The organism is Oceanobacillus sp. MO10714A (genome assembly GCF_037072045.1).
Classification (GTDB): Bacteria; Bacillota; Bacilli; order Bacillales; family Amphibacillaceae; genus Oceanobacillus; species Oceanobacillus indicireducens.
In genome coordinates this window covers 26,250-45,024 of the sequence record NZ_JAXHDC010000020.1, presented here as the reverse complement: position 1 = coordinate 45,024, position 18,775 = coordinate 26,250, and the positions used below count along the sequence as shown (strand labels likewise).

Below are 18,775 nucleotides of genomic sequence, written 5' to 3'. Positions count from 1 at the left end.
ATGTAATGAATACTAGATATAGTATATTATTGTTGCGATTCGCAGCTGCTTTTGGTGTAGTTGGAGCGATCCTCGGAGCGCATATGGCTGGAGCAGGTTCGTATGCATTTCGACCGGTTCATGCACATATTTTAGTCGTCGGTTGGCTAAGCCTTTTCGCTTGGGCGGTATATTATAAGGTATTCCAGCCGTCTATCTCAGGCTTGGCAAAAGTCCATGTCTTTAGTGCAATTATTGGATCAGTTGGCCTTTCGGTTGGGATGTGGTTATACATGGTCAAGCCGTTTGAATTACCGGAAGCCGTGCTGCTTATTATTTATATTGGTGGTGGCGTTACATTACTGATTAGTTATATTGTGTTTTTCTTTATGACTCTGTTCGATAAAGGGAAAGCTTAAATATGAAAAACAGAAGCGCAGTTCTTTGAGGAATGAAGGATTCGCACTTCTGTTTTTTTTACTGTCTGTTCTTCAAATTTATACGATATTTATTCCATCACGATCCCAAAATCCCGCAATTCCCTCACAACTCGAGATATTGGCAAGCCAACAACCGTATAATAATCACCGATAATCTGTTTTACAAACATTGCACCTAAGCTCTGAATGCCGTATGCTCCCGCTTTGTCATAAGGATCTTCCGTCGATATATAAGCGTCGATTTCTTCTTCGCTGAGTGGCCAAAATTCTACTCTCGTTCGTTCGACAAATACCTTTTTCTCTTGTAATGAACGGATCATGACACCGGTATAGACATCATGTACTTGACCACTTAGAGTAGAAATCATTTGCTTTGCTTCATTTTGATTGCGGGGCTTTTCAAAAATCGTTTGCTCATAAGAAACGATGGTATCAGCTGATAAGACGATTGTGTTTAGATGTTGAATCGGGATATTTTCACCTTTCCAAATCGCTAGTTGCTTTACTTTCTCGATTGGATCTGTTGTTGTAATCTGTGATTCATCTATATTTGCGCTTTGAACGGTAAAAGGGATATTCATTTGTTGTAATAATTCTTTTCTTCTTGGCGATGATGAGGCTAATATTAGTTTGTTTGCCATTCTAATTCCTCCTGCACGTGTTGGGTATAGTGTAATTATAGGTGAATGGGCACGATTGTCACAATTTATTTGGAGCCTATCAACTGTTTAATTCATCTTACTCAGGTATAATGATGGTTAGAAAAATGTGTGGAGAGGTTATGTAGTAATGAGTAGAATCTTATTTGTTATTATTGTTGTTTCGTTCTTGGATACGTTTATCCAATTGCCGATTATAACGCCATATGCGATGGAGTTAGGAGCATCCCATCTTTTGGTCGGGTCAATTGTTGCTATTTATTCGCTGACCAATATGATCGGTAATATTTTCGGTGGGCATTGGATTGATCGTTATGGAAGGAAAAGAATGCTCTTAACAGGGATGTTTTTCGCGGCAATCATCCTTATCTTTTATCCCCTTGCCCAGTCCGGTTGGCAGCTATTCTTTATTCGCTTCTTCCATGGACTTGCTGGTGGGGTGCTGATCCCGGCAGCTTTTGCATATGTTGGTGACATATCGAAGTCGAAAACACGTGGCAGATCGATGGCATTTACTGGTGCAGCTATCGGGATTGCGGCGATTGCAGGTCCAGCAATTGGCGGAGCGATGGCAGCAAGATCGCAAATAGAATATGTATTTATTTTCGTAGCGATTTTATTTTTCATTAGTACGTTTTTAATTTATCAGTTTATTGAGGAGTCCTATGTGTCTACGGAGAAAGGGAAGTTTTCTTTAAGTGAATTTATGCCGCTCCTAAAGCATCCACTAGTTCTCCAAGCATCACTTGCTGCGTTTGCTTTGATGATCAGTAACGGGACATTGGCATTTGCCTTGCCTTTAAAGGTGAGTGATATGGGACTTACATCTGAAACGACGGGAATGATGTTAAGTACATATGGCATTGTCGCACTTATTGTTTTTCTGACGCCAATCAACCGAATATTTGACCGGATTTCTTCATTATCCCTAGTTATTACTGGAATCATGATTATCGGTTCGGTGCATATTATGCTGAATATCGTAACGATTTACTGGGTGAACATGCTGCTTATGGTCGTTTACGGAATTGGCTTTGCCTTTGTATTCCCGTCGATGAATAAGATTGTTGCAGAGGCTTCATCTAAAGTGGATCGCGGGAAAGCGTACGGAATCTTTTACGCATTCTTTTCCCTTGGGGCCGTTGCAGGCTCGTTCGTTTCCGGGGCGACAGCGGAGACGTTGGGTCTGCCGTTTTTCTCAAGTGCGATTACGATGATGACGGTTGGAGTGATCTTGATATTTATTGCGAGGAAATATCCTGTTAAAGGGAAGTAATAGTTAAAAGATAAGCAGGCTGCCTTGGTGTAGTCTGCTTTTTTTGCCGTCAAAAAAGAACATCATACCTGTCATATTCTCATTATTAGCGTATAATAAAAACGATAGACGTAGTAGAAAAAAGATGTTTGTCTGTTTTTCAATGAATAAAGGTGGTATAAACTTGAAACTAAAAAAAGTGCTGCCGATTCTTTTTATGATTATGTTCCTTGTGATGGTTGGCTTTGGGATCATCATTCCAGTGCTCCCGTTCTATGCGGAAGAATTAGGTGCCTCGCCAACGGAACTTGGATTATTAATGGCAGTATATTCATTCATGCAATTTTTATTTGCGCCGATGTGGGGAAGAATATCGGACAGGTATGGTAGGAAACCAGTTATTCTTGTAGGGATATTTGGTTTATCGTTATCCTTTTTCCTCATGGCATTATCTACACAAGTATGGATGCTGTTTGCCGCCCGGATTATCGGCGGAGCGTTATCAGCGGCAAACATGCCGACTGTGATGGCGTATGTTGCGGACATCACAACGGAAGAAGACCGCAGTAAAGGAATGGGGATAATCGGTGCAGCGACAGGACTAGGATTTATTTTCGGTCCAGCGATTGGCGGAGTATTCACGAATATCAATCTGCATGCACCATTTTATATAGCAGGAACATTATCATTCCTGACACTCCTTTTCGTGATGTTTTTCTTGAAAGAGTCCTTGCATTATTCCGAAGCTGGAAAAGCTGGTAGAGACAAGAAACAGCCTTTCCGTAAAGCAATTGCAGGACCGTTTGCGTTGCTCTACTTCTTGCAATTTTTCATTACATTATCGCTTGCTGGGCTGGAGGCAACATTCGCGTATTTCGCAGCGGCTAAAGCAGGGCTTGATGCGGTGAAACTTGGTTATATCTTTATGATAATGGGACTTGCAAGTGCAGCTGTTCAAGGAAATATGGGGAAACTGACGAAAAAATTTGGCGAAGTGCGGATTATCCAATCGGGGATTATCATCTCGGCTATCGGGTTTGCACTGATTTTATTCACACAGAACTTTATCACTGCAGCTATTTTCCTTGCGATATTCGGAGTGGGGAATGGTGTGATTCGCCCAAGTATTTCGTCTCTCTTAACGAAAAAGTCACGTGCGGGTTATGGTAGGACGACAGGTTATCTATCTTCCTTCGATTCCCTTGGAAGAATTATTGGTCCGGTACTCGGCGGAGTTCTATATTCAATTGCGATTGAACTGCCATATATTTCAGGAATTATTTTATCTATCGCAGCATTCTCCCTTGTTAAAGGAGCAGCTCGCGGTCGAATGAGTACTTAATTTATTGGTGCAAACACTAAAAAAAGGAGTCGGAGTCGTACAATGGCAAAGCAAAAATATTATGTCGTTTGGGAAGGCAGGAAGCCCGGAATTTATACAAGCTGGGCAGAGTGCCAGAAACAGACGAAGGGTTATAAACAAGCGAAATTCAAATCTTATATGATTCGTAAAGAAGCGGAAAAAGCGTTTGAAGAAGGCTGGAAGAAGAATTGGGGGAGTGGTGGAAATACGGCTGCTGTATCTAGTAAGAGGTCAACGAGCAATGCTTCTTCAAGCACTTCTACAGAAAAAATAGATTATGACAGTATTTCAGTTGATGTTGGTACTCGTGGGAATCCAGGTCCGATTGAGTATCAAGCAGTAGACACACGGACAGGAGAAGTCGTATTTTCTTATGGCCCGATTAAAAAAGGAACGAATAACTTAGGAGAATTCCTGGCAATCGTTCATGCCCTGGCATACTTACAAAAGCAAGGTAGCAATAAGACGATTTATACGGATTCGGTTAATGCGATGAAATGGGTGCGGGAAAAGAAGGTTTCGACAACGCTGAAACGGGATGCATCGACGGAAGAGGTTTGGAATTTGGTTGACCGGGCGCTTCACTGGCTTCATACCCATACGTATGAAAATAAAATTAAGAAATGGGATACGAAGAAGTGGGGCGAGATTAAGGCGGATTATGGGAGGAAATAGAGCGAAATATACCCTTATTAAAAGGGCTAAATTAAATGGAATAGCAGGGCAGTTCAGTTGAAGAAGAATTGAGGAAATAATCTCGACTCTTCTTTTTTGTCTTATACAATATCCTTAATCAAATAAACTTGAATAAGGGAGAGTAAAATGATAAAGTTCATTCAAGTATATATTTGAATAATAATGAGGTGAGGATATGAGTAAAAAAGATACCTGTGAAATCTTTTATTATGACGAAGAAAAGGTTAACCGAATACAGGGGGATTTACAGACAGTAGATATTTCTGGTGCAGCCAAAATGTTTAAAGCAATTGCCGACGAAAATAGGGCAAAAATCACATATGCATTGTGTCAAGAAGAAGAATTATGTGTGTGTGATATAGCGAATATTATTGGGTCAACAATAGCAAATGCTTCTCATCATTTACGAACACTTTATAAGCAGGGTGTTGTGAAGTATCGAAAAGAAGGAAAACTCTCTTTTTATTCGTTGGATGATGAACATATCAAGCAGTTAATGATGATTGCGTTAGCCCACACGCAAGAGGTGAAGGTCAATGCCTGAACAGCTAGTTAAACGATCCGAACAAGAAATGAAAGCATATCGTGTTCAAGGATTTTCTTGTGCAAGTTGTGCAGCTACATTTGAAAGTAACGTTAAAGAATTGCCAGGTGTAAAGGATGCAAAAGTAAACTTTGGAGCATCCAAGGTTTATGTTAAAGGGGAGACAACAATTGAGGATTTAGAAAAGGCCGGATCCTTTGAGAATTTAAAGGTTCGGGATGATAAAGAGAAAAGAGTGGAGCGCAAACCCTTCTGGAAGCAAAAAGAAAACATAAAGGTATATATTTCAGCGGTTTTACTTGTTATTAGTTGGTTTTTAGTACAGGAATACGGAGAAGGGCATATGATTCCAACAGTAGGTTACGCATCCTCGATTTTGATTGGTGGTTATTCGCTATTTATTGCAGGTTTTAAAAACCTAAGCAGATTAAATTTCGATATGAAAACATTAATGACGATTGCGGTTATAGGGGCCGCCATCATCGGTGAATGGGGCGAAGGGGCAACCGTTGTCATTCTTTTTGCTATCACGGAAGCATTAGAGCGTTATTCAATGGATACAGCTCGTAAATCGATTGAATCATTGATGGATATTGCACCAAATGAAGCGTTAATTCGCCGTGGAAATGAAGAAATGATGGTAAACGTGGAAAATATCCTAGTGAACGATATTATGATTGTAAAACCTGGTCAAAAATTGGCTATGGATGGGGTGATTATCAATGGTACTTCTACGTTAAATCAGGCTGCGATTACTGGTGAAAGTGTCCCAGTTATAAAAACAATGAATGATGAAGTATTTGCGGGAACGTTGAATGAAGAGGGGTTACTTGAAGTCAAAGTAACAAAACATGTGGAGGATACCACTTTATCCAAAATTATTCATCTTGTAGAAGAAGCTCAAGCAGAACGAGCACCTGCTCAAGCATTTGTTGATAAATTTGCGAGATATTATACGCCAGCTATTGTTATATTATCTCTACTAGTTGCTGTTGTTCCCCCATTGCTGTTTGGTGGTGTTTGGGCAGAATGGGTTTATCAAGGTTTAGCTGTATTAGTGGTTGGTTGTCCGTGTGCCTTAGTTGTTTCAACCCCTGTTGCCGTCGTTACCGCGATTGGAAATGCTGCGAAGCATGGTGTTTTAATCAAAGGTGGCGTTCATTTAGAAGAATCTGGAGCACTTCAAGCTATCGCCTTTGATAAAACAGGAACATTAACAGAGGGAATACCTGCTGTAACTGACATTGTGACATATGATGAAAATGAAAGTGAATGGATGACTATAACGGCTGCTATTGAAAAAAATTCCCAACATCCATTGGCTTCAGCGATCGTAAGAAAGGCAAAGGAAAAAAGATTAAATTTTAATAATGTAACGGTGGAAGAATTTCATTCCATTACAGGTAAAGGCGTAAAAGCAAAAGTGAACGATGTCATGTACTATGTCGGAAGTCCAAATCTGTTTGAGGAACTGCATGGAAATATCGAAAGCACGATCAAGGAAAAGATTACTCATATGCAAACAGAAGGGAAAACCGTGATGGTGTCAGGAACAGAAAATAAAATCCTTTCGTTGATTGCTGTTGCCGATGAAATAAGAGAATCGTCCAAAGAAGTTATAGGGAAATTGAACAAACTGGGAATAGAAACAGTCATGCTGACAGGAGATAACCAAAGGACGGCAACAGCAATCGGAAAACAAGTTGGAGTTTCTGATATTAAAGCTGATTTACTTCCAGAAGATAAGTTAAATTTAATCAAAGAGCTTCGCGGAAAGCATCAAAATGTGGCAATGGTTGGAGATGGTGTAAACGATGCTCCAGCACTTGCGGCATCAACCGTTGGTGTAGCGATGGGGGGAGCTGGAACAGATACAGCATTAGAAACAGCCGATGTTGCTTTAATGTCCGATGATTTAAGCAAATTGCCATATACAGTTAAATTGAGCCGTAGGGCTTTGGCGATTATCAAACAAAACATCACCTTCTCCTTGGCAATTAAGGCTGCTGCTTTATTGTTGGTTGTTCCTGGTTGGTTAACGCTATGGATAGCGATATTTGCAGATATGGGGGCAACATTGCTTGTGACATTAAATAGTTTACGACTATTAAAGGTAAAAGAGTAAATGCATATCACCAGGGAAAATTTCTCTCCTTCGCGTTTTTTAGGAAAGGCAAGACTTAATTGATGTTATCACGTGTTGCGTAAGAGCACTGTATGAAAACAATTTAAATGAATGGCTGGGAGTGTGGTTTATTTCTGCTCTCAGCCATTAAGTTTATTCGTAGTTATTATTTATTTTAAGTTTACCCAAAAATAAAGCTTGAATTGCGGATGAAAATAGGCATTAAAAAATCGTCTAGAGGATTTTCATGAGGAAAACACCAATTAGTGGAAAACGATGGAAAGGTTGTCTCTACTTATGGTACTACTGACAAATAAGGTGGCTAAAAAGAAGGAAGAGGTACTTTCTATTTAAAAAGCCTATATAATCAGATGGCGCATTGAGTTAAAAATAACTATCCATTGTCCTCCCGGGCCATTCATTGTATAATGATGTAATAACAGACTTTTATTTATTATCTGACCATTAAATGTTAGTATTTTTCAAATGTTGGTATAGCATGATTTGCTGGTGGCCAATTTAAAGGGGAGAAGCAAATGGAACAACAGACAACAACGAAGAGTCCAGTAAGGAAAAAAGGAAGATGGAAGAAGATATTACTTATTGGACTATTATTGTTACTAATTATTGGGGTTGGAGTGTTCATATATATACATTCATACATAAATAAATCTTTGCCTCATATCGAAGGTACCATTGCGTTACCGCATTTACAAAATGAAGTTACGGTGATCACGGATGAAAATGGGGTACCCCATATAAGTGCGCAAAATGATCATGATTTATATATCGCTCAGGGCTATGTACAAGCGCAATATCGCTTGTTTCAAATGGACTTGTCACGAAGACAAGCATCTGGAACTTTGAGTGAAGTAGTTGGAGAAAGTGCGATTAATAATGATAAATATTTTCGTGCGCTTGGATTGAGACGGGCAGCTGAAAAATCGTATGATACCTATACAGATGAAGGAATTGAAGTGTTAGAGTTATTTGCAGAAGGTGTGAATGCATATATTAACGAGGCAATAGAAGACGATAAATTACCAATTGAGTATACATTGCTTGGTGTAGAGCCAGAGGAATGGTCGACAATAGATTCCCTTACGATCGGGAAATATATGGCATTCGATTTAGGGGGAAATTGGGAACGACAAGCGTTTAACTATTATTTATTGAATCAGTTCAGAGAGGAAAAAGCCTTGGAGTTATTTCCAGTATATCCCAAGAATAAGCCGACAATCATGGAAGATGGTGAAATTGATATAACGGGTATTATAGAACATGCAGTTATTCCACATGATTTTAATGGAAGTAATAACTGGGTAGTAAGTGGTGAAAAAACAGCTTCAGGTCATCCGTTATTAGCGGATGATCCCCATTTAGGTTTGGCGACACCATCGATTTGGTTGCAGATGCATTTAGAATCAGCTGATGTAAATGTGGGTGGAGTTATTTTTGCAGGTGTACCTGGGATCATCCTTGGTCACAATGAAAATATTGCATGGGGAGTAACGAATGCAAATCCCGACGTTCAGCAGCTTTATATAGAAAAGCGAAATCCAGATAACAAAGAAGAATTTGAGTTTGAAGGAAAATGGGAAAAGGCACTTGTTCATGAGGAGCCAATCAAAGTGAAAGACGGTGAAACGATTGATTTCCAAGTGCTTGAAACACGTCATGGACCAATTATTTCTGAGTTTGCAGAAGATAGTGCGAAAGATACCGTTTTCTCTCTACGCTGGACTGCACTTGATGCAACGACAGAGTTAGAGGCCATCCTAGATATCAATCGGGCAGAGGATTGGGAAACATTTGAAAAAGGGTTAGAAAAATTCATTGTTCCAACGCAGAATTTTGTTTTTGCTGGGAAAGATGGAACCATTGCATACAAAGCAAATGGAAAAATACCAATCTATGAAACGAGTGAAGATGCACTTTTACCACTTCCTGGTTGGGAAGCGAAGTACGAGTGGGAAGACTTTATTCCATTTGCTGAATTACCTCGTATCGTAAATCCGGAGAAAGGCTTTATTGCAACTGCAAATAATAAAATTGCTGGTGAAAGTTATCCCTATCATATTTCCAACGTTTGGGCACAGCCATATCGTTATGAGCGAATCACAGAAGTATTAGAGGCAAGGGACGATTTTACTGTAGAAGACATGCAAAACTTGCAGATGGATGCGATGAATTTACGTGCGCGTGAGTTTGTGCCGCTATTTAATGATGTTCTAACAGGTGTAAACCTTGGCGAAGCGGAAAAAGAGGCTTTGGAGTTTCTACAAAATTGGGATTATAAGGATGGTGTTGAGCTACCCCAGCCTTTGATATTCCATTCCTGGTTTGATGAAATCGATGCAATTTTATATGATGAAATTCCCGAATCGATGATGGAATTTTTTAGTGCGAACGGACAGACAACCGATGAGCTATTACGCAAGAGTATCAATGGTGAAAAATCCATTTGGATAGAAGAAAATGGTGGTTTAGAAAAGGTATTGCAAACATCCTTAACTGCAGCAGTTATGAAATTAGCGGATAAATATAGCGAGGATATGGAAGCCTGGCGGTGGGGAGATTATCATAAAGTACAGTTTTATCATCCGTTATCTAACGTACATCCTATACTAGCCTACTTTTTTAACAGAGAAAAGCCAATTCCAGTTGACGGAAGTGCTGTCACGCCAATGGCAGCAGCATACAAGAAGGAAACTGGAGAAGTAGATCATGGCGCTTCCTGGCGCTTTGTCATCGACATGGATCAGCCTGTCGTCGGATATCATATTGTCGCACCAGGGCAAATGGGACATTTTAGAAGTGAATGGTACCATGATCAAATGAATGATTGGGCAGAAGGGAACTTCCACAGGACAAAAATCAAAGATGCCCAAGGGAATGAAATTTTACTTAAACCAAGTACAGAGTAAGCTTTTATAAGGAACTTCAGGGAAATCCTGAAGTTTCCCTATGATAAATGTTGTTGCCTAATTGCCGCTTTCTATTGGAATGGAGAGCGGCTTTTTATCTCGGGAGAATTTGTAATTAAAGGTAACTTGTTTGTTGAAAGAGATGTAGTTTTATGATATTAAAATTAAAAGAAAGGAGAACCCACTTTTTGTAGATTCTCTAATTTTTATGTAAAGCCCTTTATTGAGAAGCTCCTTATTTATAAGTGGCTGGGAGCGCGTTTGGACTCTGCTCCTAACGATTGAGTTTATCCCGTAAAATCACGCATCAACTGACAATTCATAAATAATCCGATATGTCTTTTTATCACCTGCATCAAGCACAATATTACCAAAATCCGGATGATGAACTGCACCAGGTAATGTTTGCGGCTCGAGTGCAACAGCCATATGCGGGGATAAGGCATGCCCATCATTTACGATTTCCTTTGATTCAGTCGCGTTTAGAGAATAGAAAACAAGTCCATTTCGATCTGAGTGGATGCGAATATATCGTCCATTATCCGAATTCCTTAATACGGCAATCTCTGAATCCGTTACCTTATAAGGGTCATCAAAGCCAGATGCTCCAATTTGTTTGACAGACTCTAATTTTTCTAAGAGACTACTTTCCTTGTTAAAGTCATAAGCTGTGCCCGAAATATTTAGTAGTTTACCAGTTGGGATTTGGTTCTTATCAAGCTCCACCGTCTCACGCGCAGGAATGCTTAATAGATGACTTTTGAGTCCAGCTGTTTTATTATCGTTTAAATTAAAATAATTATGGGTAGTCGGATTGAACAAGGTCGCCATTTCGGATTGGTTTTCACCGGTAAACTCAATTTGTAACTGATTTCCGGAAATCCAAGTGTATGAAATGGACGCAGCGAGTTCAGCGGGGAAGCCGTCCATCTCAGGATCAATGGTTTTCGTGAAAACTATGCCATTCTCAAGTTCGGAAACGTCCCACCATAAGCTATGGAATCCATTGTTGCCACCATGTAATGTGTTATTACCTTCATTTTGCGGCAATTGAATATATTCATTATTAAACTGGAAAGCTCCATCTTTAATTCTTCCGCCGACCCTGCCGATTGCTTTACCAAAGAAGTACGTCTGATCTGTTATAAAATCCTCCGGGTCATTGAAGCTAAGTAAAATATTACTAGTCTTGCCGTCTTTATCTGGCATTGTTAGCGACGTTAATGCAGCGCCGACATTAAGACAGGAAAAGGAATAACCATTTCCTTTGTCCACCGTATATTTCATTAAGGGAATGTCTGTCTGAGCGTTTAATTTTTCTTTTGTAATTGTCACCATTATGAGCACCAACTTTCTAGATTGAGTAAACCGGTTACAATGCAATTGTATCACTTATACGTATGAAAGTCAATTACCTTTGACTTATACGGACAAGTGATATAAGATGAGGGTAGTTAATAATTCTGTAAGGGGATGAGTCTCGATGTTGGAAAAATTGAAACAAGAAGTCTATGAAGCGAATATGTTACTGCCAAAATATAATCTTGTAACGTTCACATGGGGAAATGTCAGCGGGATTGATCGGGAAAAAAATCTCGTCGTCATTAAGCCGAGCGGTGTGGCCTATAAGGAACTAACATCAGAGCAAATGGTTGTTCTTGATTTGGAAGGGAATATTGTGGAAGGTGATTTAAATCCATCGAGTGACACAGCAACTCATCTTGTATTATATAAACATTTTCCAGAAATCCAAGGAGTCGTTCATACCCACTCGCCATGGGCAGTGACATTTGCGCAAGCCGGCCTTGATGTACCAGCTGCTGGCACGACACATGCGGATACATTTTATGGTCCGGTTCCAGTTACGAGAAAAATGAAGGAATCGGAAGTAGTCCATGATTATGAGAAGCAGACGGGTGACGTAATTGTCGAGACTTTTGAAGAAAGAAAAATTAATCCGTTAGAAGTACCAGCAGTTCTCGTCAACGATCACGGTCCATTTACATGGGGTAAATCAGCAGAGGATGCGGTCCATAATGCAGTTGTTTTAGAAGAGGTATCCAAGATGGCGTATCATACATTGCAATTGAACCCCCATCAGATCGACATGGATTCCTACCTATTAGATAAACATTATTTAAGAAAACATGGAAAAAATGCTTATTATGGACAAAATAAATGATAACTTGAATAAAACGCTGCTGTTTTGAAGAGTGTATCAATTACTTCTTCAAGGCAGCGTTTTTTCTTTGTGATATAATAAATTTGTCATGATATAAAAGGGGATCTAGCCATGGTTAAAAAATATGAACGAATTAAAATAGATATAAGTGAGAAGATCTTATCGGGTACTTATCAGGTGAGTGATAAGTTACCGACGGAATCAGAATTAATGGAAATGTATGAAGTAAGCCGCTTCACGGTGCGCCGGGCAATTGATGAGCTGGAGAAGGATAATTACGTTTACCGGATTCAAGGTGCCGGGATATTTGTAAATGACTGGAAAAGTAAACCGAAGCAGCAAATTCAAAATAAAACGATAGGGCTCATATCAACACATATAACGGATTATATTTTCCCGAATATCATCAGCGGCATCGATAATTATATCTCCGCATACGGTTACTCGATACTTATTGCCGATACTCAGAACAATCCAGAGAAAGAACGGAAAAGTTTAACGAATCTGACAGCCAACCAATTGTCAGGATTTATTATCGAGCCGACAAAGAGTGCGAGAAATAATCTCAATAAAAATATGTACGATAATATAAAAGCGATGGGTATCCCGATGTTATCGATCAACGCGACGTACGATGATCTCGATATTCCGTATTTAGTGATGGATGATGTGAAAACAGGGGAGATGGCGACCAATTACTTAATTTCTAAAGGTCATCAGCAGATTGTAGGAATATTCAAGGTTGATGATAAGCAAGGGGTTGACCGGATGAATGGCTTTATCAAAGCTTATCAGGACCATCCGGAAATCTCGAATATGGGCGATATGATGATGTACCAGACAGAGGAAAAAATAGATAATATCTTCAAAAAGCTGCACACGATGCTGACGCGTTCTAAATATGCTCCAACGGCAATCGTTTGTTACCATGATCAGCTGGCAATTCAAATTATGAATTTCGCAAAAGAGATTGGCTTAAAAATCCCAGAAGATATTTCGATTATTGGCGTGGATGATTACCCGTTTTCCAAATACACGAATCCAAGCTTGACGACGATTCGCCATCCTCAGGAAAAGATGGGATTTGATGCAGGGAAAATGATTATTGATATGATTAATAAACAGGAAGTCCGTTCCAAAGTTTATGAGCCGGAGTTGATCGAACGCGATTCCGTTCTAGAATTAGAGGTAGTTAACGGTTCTCTTCAGGAAAAGAAGGGATAGTAAAGTGAAACTTCATTCAGTGGGGAATTCCTTACCCCCCACTGAATGTTAGTTGAACAGAATCAGGTATTTACGGACTGTATATCCCCCACCTTCACATATTGGGCTTCCCTCGTGTTTAGAAGTGGGGGGTATTACAGACCGTTAATGCGTGATAAAAAGTCCGAATGATTCAGCCTTACCTTATACTCTAAGGGAGGAGGGAAGATCATTCGGATTTTTCATGGATTAAATATGTTCAATTGCCGCTAATTCAACTGGTAGTCCGGCCCTATATTTCGTAATGAATTGCTCGTAACCTTCCACCCCCGCAGGTTCTGGGCTTAATGTAGAACTTTGCGGGTCAGTAAATACGTATTGGTCAAGGAAATCCTCTAAACTGATTTCCTTATTTCCTTGCTTCACGTAAGCTGCAAGTACTGCCATACCCCAAGCACCGCCTTCACTAGCCGTTTTCATAACCGTAATCGGTATATTTAGTGCATTGGAGAGGATTTGTTGGGCGATGACAGGTGTTTTAAATAGGCCGCCTTGTGCGATTAAAACATTTGTCTCGATTTTTTCTTCATTAATTAAAATATCCATTCCAATTTTCAGTGGAGCAAATGCTGCATACAACTGCGTAAGGAAGAAGTTAGCGAGTGTGAAGGAACTATTGACATCTCTTACGAATAGAGGGCGTCCTTCTGGCATTTTCGTGATATTTTCACCAGATAAATAACTATAATTGACTAATCCGCCAGCATCCGGTTCTGATCTTGTTGTTGAGTGGAATAGGATTTCAAATAAGCGGCCTTCATCAAGGTTAACGCCAAGACGTTCAGCGAATTCTTGAAAGATACCAGCCCAAGCATTAATATCGGAAGAGCAATTATTCGTATGGACCATCGCAACAGGCTCATTATTTGGTGTTGTCACGAGATCGATGTCTTTATAGACTTTCTGTAATGGTTTATCAAGGACAAGCATGGAAAAGGCAGAAGTCCCGACGGAAATATTTCCAGTTCGTCTCCGAACACTATTCGTACTAACCATTCCAGTTCCCGCATCCCCTTCAGGAGGAGCCATGATACTACCGGCTTGAAGGTTTCCGTTTATATCTAGTAATCTGGCACCAGCTTCTGATAATGTGCCTGCATGATCCCCTGCTTGTAATACTTTTGGGAGGATATCAAGAAGGTTCCAGTCGTATTGAGAGACATTTTCCAGGTTTTCAAACAGCTTTATATGCTTATCGGAATAAGAACCCGATTCTTCAATTGGGAACATGCCGGAAGCATCACCTACACCTAACACTTTTTCTCCAGATAACTTCCAGTGGACATAACCTGCAAGTGTTGTAATGAAATCAACCTCACGTACATGCTCTTCTTGATCAAGGATTGCTTGATATAGATGGGCAATACTCCAGCGCTCCGGAATATTGAATTGGAATAGTTCGGTCAAGTCATGTGCCGCCTGTCCTGTCGTATTATTCCGCCATGTACGGAACGGTGTTAGTAATTCATCATTTTTTGAGAAGGGTAAGTAGCCGTGCATCATGGCACTTACCCCAATGGAACGAATATTTGAAAGTGTTGTGTGATATTTACTTTCTACGTCAGCAGCTAGTTGAAGATAACTGCTTTGAATCCCTTTCCAAACATCTTCAAGGGAATAGGTCCACATGCCATTTTCGAATTTATTTTCCCAGGCATAGTTTCCAGCAGCAATCGTATTGAAATCGTTGTCAATTAGGACAGCTTTGATTCTCGTAGAACCTAATTCAATCCCGAGATATACATCGCCTTGCTGAATCGCTGTGGACGTCTCTGTAAGATTCATAAAAATTACCTCCAAAATCTATTATTCTGGTTCTCTCTTCATTTTAGGCTGTTTTATTATTCTTTGCCAATCCTTTCATTTCACCGATTTTCTCAATTTCTTCTAATGTGCGGCCGCGAGTTTCTGGTACACGGATACGGATAAAGGCGACTCCGAGTAGACAAATGATACCAAAGATAGCGAATACAGCTTCCTGTGCCATCGATGCAGTCATAATCGGAAAGAGCAATCCGACTAGGAAAGATCCTATCCAGTTAAAGGATGAAGCCAAACCGGATGCACGTCCGCGGATGAGCAGCGGGAAGATTTCTCCGACAATTACCCACGTTAAAGGTGCCCATGTAAAGGAATAGAATGCGACATAAATACTTAGGAACACAACAATCATCATCGGGTTCGCATCTGGAACAATGGAATTGATGATCGCCGGGAAGATAAAGGAAAGCCCCATTACTGTACCCCCGAGGGTCAACAATGTCCGACGTTTAAATTTATCCGCAATGACAAGGAACACTAAGGAACCTATTACTAGAATGATACCTTGGATAATCGGCCACAGCAATGCAGAGCTTGCTGCTTGTCCAGTAGCTGATTCTACGATTAACGGGATATAGTAGAATATCGCGTTAGCTCCTTGGAACTGCTGGAAGGCTGCGACACCGACACCGGCAATAACTAAATAGCGATATTTACTATTTAATAAAGCACCCCAAGAAACTTTCTGATTTTCTTGCTTACTGCTCTCTTGAATTTCTTTGATTTCGGTTTCAATTGCTTCTTTATTTGGGCGAATATAGCTTAGTACCTGACGAGCTTCGCCAATCTTATTATTTTTAATAAGGAAACGAGGCGATTCCGGTAACTTTAATACACCGAGAAACAGAATAATAGCCGGTACCGCTGCCATCGCAAGCATAAAGCGCCAAGCCATCGTCGTTGGTAATCCGCTTAGTAAAAAGTCAACAACATAGGACAGTAACATCCCGGAAACAATCATTGTCTGGTTTATCCCAGATAAGCGTCCCCGTAACTTGGCTGGAGCCATCTCTGACATATAGGCCGGAACAAGTGCAGATGCTGCACCAACGGCAAGACCGAGAAAGACCCGAACGATAATTAGGAAGATATCACCATTAGGCGGTGCAATTCCCGAAAGGATTGATCCAATAACGAAGATAATCGCTGAAGCTAGAATCATCTTCCGGCGCCCGAAACGGTCCGAAAGTTGTCCTGCAAGAGCACCACCGAAGATTGCCCCTAACATAATAGAAGAAGTTATCAAGCCAATTGTTGCCGCATTTTGCAGTCCCCAATCTTGCTGCAGGAATGGAAGCGCTCCTGTCATAACACCAATATCATAACCGAATAATATTCCTCCAAAAGCTCCAAAGAAATAGATAAACTTATGAGAAATCTTTTTTTCTTTTACCAATTAAATTCCCTCCCTAGGTGTAGAACATTTCTCGAAAATAACTTCTTTAAAATCGTAAAGGCTTACAAACAAGAACGTAATGAGAGTACTAGCAAGTGAATGGAATTATTTATCAGTACAACTATGTTAAAAAATATGAATTAATTGCGTATAACTAATGTACCTCCTCTTTTATATGGTTACTTTCAGCTGGAAGTAAAGGCTTTCACAAATAAATAATATCATTATTGTACAGACAAATCAACTAAAATATTTTTGTTCGTATAAATAGTGTAGTGTCATATGCTTTGGAACACGTGGATTTATTAAGGGTTCTATTGTTTTACAGAGATGATTCACCTATCTTTTATACGTATAAATAAACTTATTATTGACTTGTGCGTATCATTAATATACAATACAAGTTGTAAGCGGTTTACAAAATATTAAACGTACAGTACTGTAAAGAGATTCAAACCATGTGAATGGAGCAGGGGAAACTTAAGATATTTAATTCAAGGAGGTCTTTATTATGTTGGAAATAAATCAATATGAATTTTGGTTCATTGTAGGAAGTCAGCATTTATATGGGGAAGAAGCATTGAATGCCGTTAAGGAAAACGCGGTAGAAATCATGAATGAATTAAATGAAAAGGGTAATTTCCCTTATCCGATTGTATTTAAAACAGTTGCGACGACTGCCGATAGCATCACAGAGGTTATGAAGGAAATTAACTATAATGATCGTGTTGCTGGTGTTATTACGTGGATGCATACATTCTCTCCAGCGAAAAACTGGATCAGAGGGACGAAGCTACTTCAAAAGCCGTTGCTCCATTTGAATACACAGTTAGCGAATAATATTCCATGGAAAGACATTGATATGGACTATATGAACCTACACCAAAGTGCACACGGGGATAGAGAGTATGGTTACATTAATGCTCGTTTGAAGAAAAATAATAAAATTGTTGTCGGCCACTGGAAAGATGAAGATGTTCAGAAGGAAATTAAACAGTGGATGGATGTTGCTGTTGCTTATAATGAAAGCTTCAACATTAAAGTTGCTAGATTTGGTGACAATATGCGTAATGTGGCTGTTACGGACGGGGATAAGATTGAAGCACAAATTCAATTCGGTTGGACAGTCGATTACTTCGGTATTGGTGATTTAGTCGCTGAAATGAATGAAGTGACGGATGAAGCGATTGATGAGGTTTATAAAGAGTGTGAAGAGAAATACGAATTTGTAGTAGGTGAAAATGATCCAGCATTTTTCGAAAACCAAGTGAAAGAACAAATTAGGATTGAAATCGCATTGAAGAAATTTTTAGAGCGCGGTGGTTATACTGCATTCACGACGAACTTCGAGGATCTATGGGGTATGAAGCAGCTCCCTGGTATGGCTGTACAGCGTCTGAATGAAGCTGGGTTTGGTTTTGCTGGTGAAGGTGACTGGAAAACAGCAGCACTTGACCGTTTAATTAAGATTATGACTCATAACAAGTTGACAGGCTTTATGGAAGATTATACGTACAACTTAGTGAAAGGTGAGGAAGCGATTCTAGGCTCGCATATGCTTGAAGTTGATCCGACCTTAGCAAGCACGAAGCCACGTGTGGAAGTTCACCCACTAGGTATTGGTGATAAGGAAGACCCTGCACGCTTAGTGTTTGATGGAGTGGAAGGAGAAGGTGTGAACTTGACTGTTTCCGACTTTGGTGATCATTTCCGAATGGTAATGTACGAAGTAGAAGGAAGTATCCCAGCGGAACCTGCCCCGCATCTTCCGGTCGCTCGTCAAATGGTGACTATAAATGCCGGATTCCAGCATGGCGTGGAAAAATGGGTTGAATATGGTGGAGGTCACCATACAGTTCTATCATTTGCAGTTACAGCTAAACAAATAGAAGATTTAGCGAAAATGTTCGGATTGGAATGTGTAACAATCCGATAAAGTAAAACTTCAATCAGCGGGGCGCTTTATCCCCGCTGATTGTTAGTTGAACGGACATAAGGTATTAATGCGGACTGGGACATGGGGTCAGAGCATTTGTCCCAGGGACAAACGCTCTGACCCCACGCTCCACTTGCAGATTATTCCTATAAATGATACACTACAAGTGATTATTTGAAATGGAGGTGG

The 18,775-nt window shown here is 40.0% G+C and carries 14 protein-coding genes; 10 read left to right on the top strand and 4 right to left on the bottom strand.

Going from position 1 to position 18,775, the window contains the following annotated elements; all coding sequences use genetic code 11:
• The first annotated feature begins 5 nt into the window (after positions 1–5).
• Positions 6–398, top strand: coding sequence for a hypothetical protein (locus tag SPD53_RS11490; RefSeq protein WP_156857016.1), 393 nt, complete (start codon positions 6–8; stop codon positions 396–398).
• A gap of 89 nt (positions 399–487) precedes the next feature.
• Here the strand turns inward: SPD53_RS11490 and SPD53_RS11485 are convergent, their stop codons facing one another.
• The gene (locus tag SPD53_RS11485) at positions 488–1,060 is read right to left on the bottom strand and encodes a Maf family protein (RefSeq protein WP_336252648.1); all 573 of its coding nucleotides are present in this window, start codon (positions 1,058–1,060) and stop codon (positions 488–490) included.
• 148 nt (positions 1,061–1,208) lie between these two features.
• Here SPD53_RS11485 and SPD53_RS11480 point away from each other — a divergent pair, with 148 nt between their 5' ends.
• From SPD53_RS11480 to SPD53_RS11455, 6 genes are all read left to right on the top strand, one after another.
• Positions 1,209–2,354 carry an MFS transporter gene (locus tag SPD53_RS11480; RefSeq protein ID WP_336252647.1) on the top strand — a complete coding sequence of 382 codons (1,146 nt, stop codon included), beginning with the start codon at positions 1,209–1,211 and terminating at the stop codon, positions 2,352–2,354.
• Between the two features lie 163 nt (positions 2,355–2,517).
• Entirely contained in the window at positions 2,518–3,675 is a 1,158-nt protein-coding gene (locus SPD53_RS11475) for an MFS transporter (protein ID WP_442946201.1), read from the top strand.
• Between the two features lie 42 nt (positions 3,676–3,717).
• Complete coding sequence (gene rnhA, locus SPD53_RS11470; RefSeq protein ID WP_156857012.1) at positions 3,718–4,371, top strand: ribonuclease H; 654 nt, start codon at positions 3,718–3,720, stop codon at positions 4,369–4,371.
• A gap of 196 nt (positions 4,372–4,567) precedes the next feature.
• Positions 4,568–4,936, top strand: a complete 369-nt coding sequence (locus tag SPD53_RS11465; protein WP_336252645.1) for an ArsR/SmtB family transcription factor — start codon at positions 4,568–4,570, stop codon at positions 4,934–4,936.
• On the top strand, positions 4,929–7,061 hold the full coding sequence (locus tag SPD53_RS11460) for a heavy metal translocating P-type ATPase (protein WP_336252644.1): 2,133 nt from the start codon (positions 4,929–4,931) through the stop codon (positions 7,059–7,061). Before SPD53_RS11465 ends, SPD53_RS11460 begins: the two co-directional genes overlap by 8 nt.
• 536 nt (positions 7,062–7,597) lie before the next feature.
• Positions 7,598–9,988, top strand: a complete 2,391-nt coding sequence (locus tag SPD53_RS11455) for a penicillin acylase family protein (protein WP_156857009.1) — start codon at positions 7,598–7,600, stop codon at positions 9,986–9,988.
• 300 nt (positions 9,989–10,288) lie between these two features.
• On the opposite strand, the gene SPD53_RS11450 is transcribed toward SPD53_RS11455, so the two are convergent.
• Positions 10,289–11,326, bottom strand: a complete 1,038-nt coding sequence (locus SPD53_RS11450) for an aldose epimerase family protein (protein WP_077703054.1) — start codon at positions 11,324–11,326, stop codon at positions 10,289–10,291.
• Between the two features lie 145 nt (positions 11,327–11,471).
• Between SPD53_RS11450 and SPD53_RS11445 the strand changes: the two genes are divergently transcribed.
• Positions 11,472–12,170 carry an L-ribulose-5-phosphate 4-epimerase gene (locus tag SPD53_RS11445; protein WP_077703053.1) on the top strand — a complete coding sequence of 233 codons (699 nt, stop codon included), beginning with the start codon at positions 11,472–11,474 and terminating at the stop codon, positions 12,168–12,170.
• 111 nt (positions 12,171–12,281) lie between these two features.
• Positions 12,282–13,394, top strand: coding sequence for a GntR family transcriptional regulator (locus SPD53_RS11440; RefSeq protein ID WP_077703052.1), 1,113 nt, complete (start codon positions 12,282–12,284; stop codon positions 13,392–13,394).
• Positions 13,395–13,622: 228 nt separating this feature from the next.
• Here SPD53_RS11440 and SPD53_RS11435 read toward each other — a convergent pair whose 3' ends face one another.
• Complete coding sequence (locus SPD53_RS11435; RefSeq protein ID WP_077703051.1) at positions 13,623–15,218, bottom strand: xylulokinase; 1,596 nt, start codon at positions 15,216–15,218, stop codon at positions 13,623–13,625.
• 43 nt (positions 15,219–15,261) lie between these two features.
• Entirely contained in the window at positions 15,262–16,650 is a 1,389-nt protein-coding gene (locus SPD53_RS11430; RefSeq protein ID WP_336252643.1) for a sugar porter family MFS transporter, read from the bottom strand.
• 511 nt (positions 16,651–17,161) lie between these two features.
• On the opposite strand from SPD53_RS11430, the gene araA reads away from it, so the two are divergent.
• Entirely contained in the window at positions 17,162–18,586 is a 1,425-nt protein-coding gene (gene araA, locus SPD53_RS11425) for an L-arabinose isomerase (protein WP_336252642.1), read from the top strand.
• The last annotated feature ends 189 nt before the right edge of the window (positions 18,587–18,775 follow it).

What these genes read in the sequence shown, in the direction of transcription:
- SPD53_RS11490 (WP_156857016.1), top strand. Translation starts at nt 6, where the DNA reads ATGAATACTAGATATAGTATATTATTGTTGCGATTCGCAGCTGCTTTT.
- SPD53_RS11485 (WP_336252648.1), bottom strand. Translation starts at nt 1,060, where the DNA reads ATGGCAAACAAACTAATATTAGCCTCATCATCGCCAAGAAGAAAAGAA.
- SPD53_RS11480 (WP_336252647.1), top strand. Translation starts at nt 1,209, where the DNA reads ATGAGTAGAATCTTATTTGTTATTATTGTTGTTTCGTTCTTGGATACG.
- rnhA (WP_156857012.1), top strand. Translation starts at nt 3,718, where the DNA reads ATGGCAAAGCAAAAATATTATGTCGTTTGGGAAGGCAGGAAGCCCGGA.
- SPD53_RS11465 (WP_336252645.1), top strand. Translation starts at nt 4,568, where the DNA reads ATGAGTAAAAAAGATACCTGTGAAATCTTTTATTATGACGAAGAAAAG.
- SPD53_RS11460 (WP_336252644.1), top strand. Translation starts at nt 4,929, where the DNA reads ATGCCTGAACAGCTAGTTAAACGATCCGAACAAGAAATGAAAGCATAT.
- SPD53_RS11455 (WP_156857009.1), top strand. Translation starts at nt 7,598, where the DNA reads ATGGAACAACAGACAACAACGAAGAGTCCAGTAAGGAAAAAAGGAAGA.
- SPD53_RS11450 (WP_077703054.1), bottom strand. Translation starts at nt 11,326, where the DNA reads ATGGTGACAATTACAAAAGAAAAATTAAACGCTCAGACAGACATTCCC.
- SPD53_RS11445 (WP_077703053.1), top strand. Translation starts at nt 11,472, where the DNA reads ATGTTGGAAAAATTGAAACAAGAAGTCTATGAAGCGAATATGTTACTG.
- SPD53_RS11440 (WP_077703052.1), top strand. Translation starts at nt 12,282, where the DNA reads ATGGTTAAAAAATATGAACGAATTAAAATAGATATAAGTGAGAAGATC.
- SPD53_RS11435 (WP_077703051.1), bottom strand. Translation starts at nt 15,218, where the DNA reads ATGAATCTTACAGAGACGTCCACAGCGATTCAGCAAGGCGATGTATAT.
- araA (WP_336252642.1), top strand. Translation starts at nt 17,162, where the DNA reads ATGTTGGAAATAAATCAATATGAATTTTGGTTCATTGTAGGAAGTCAG.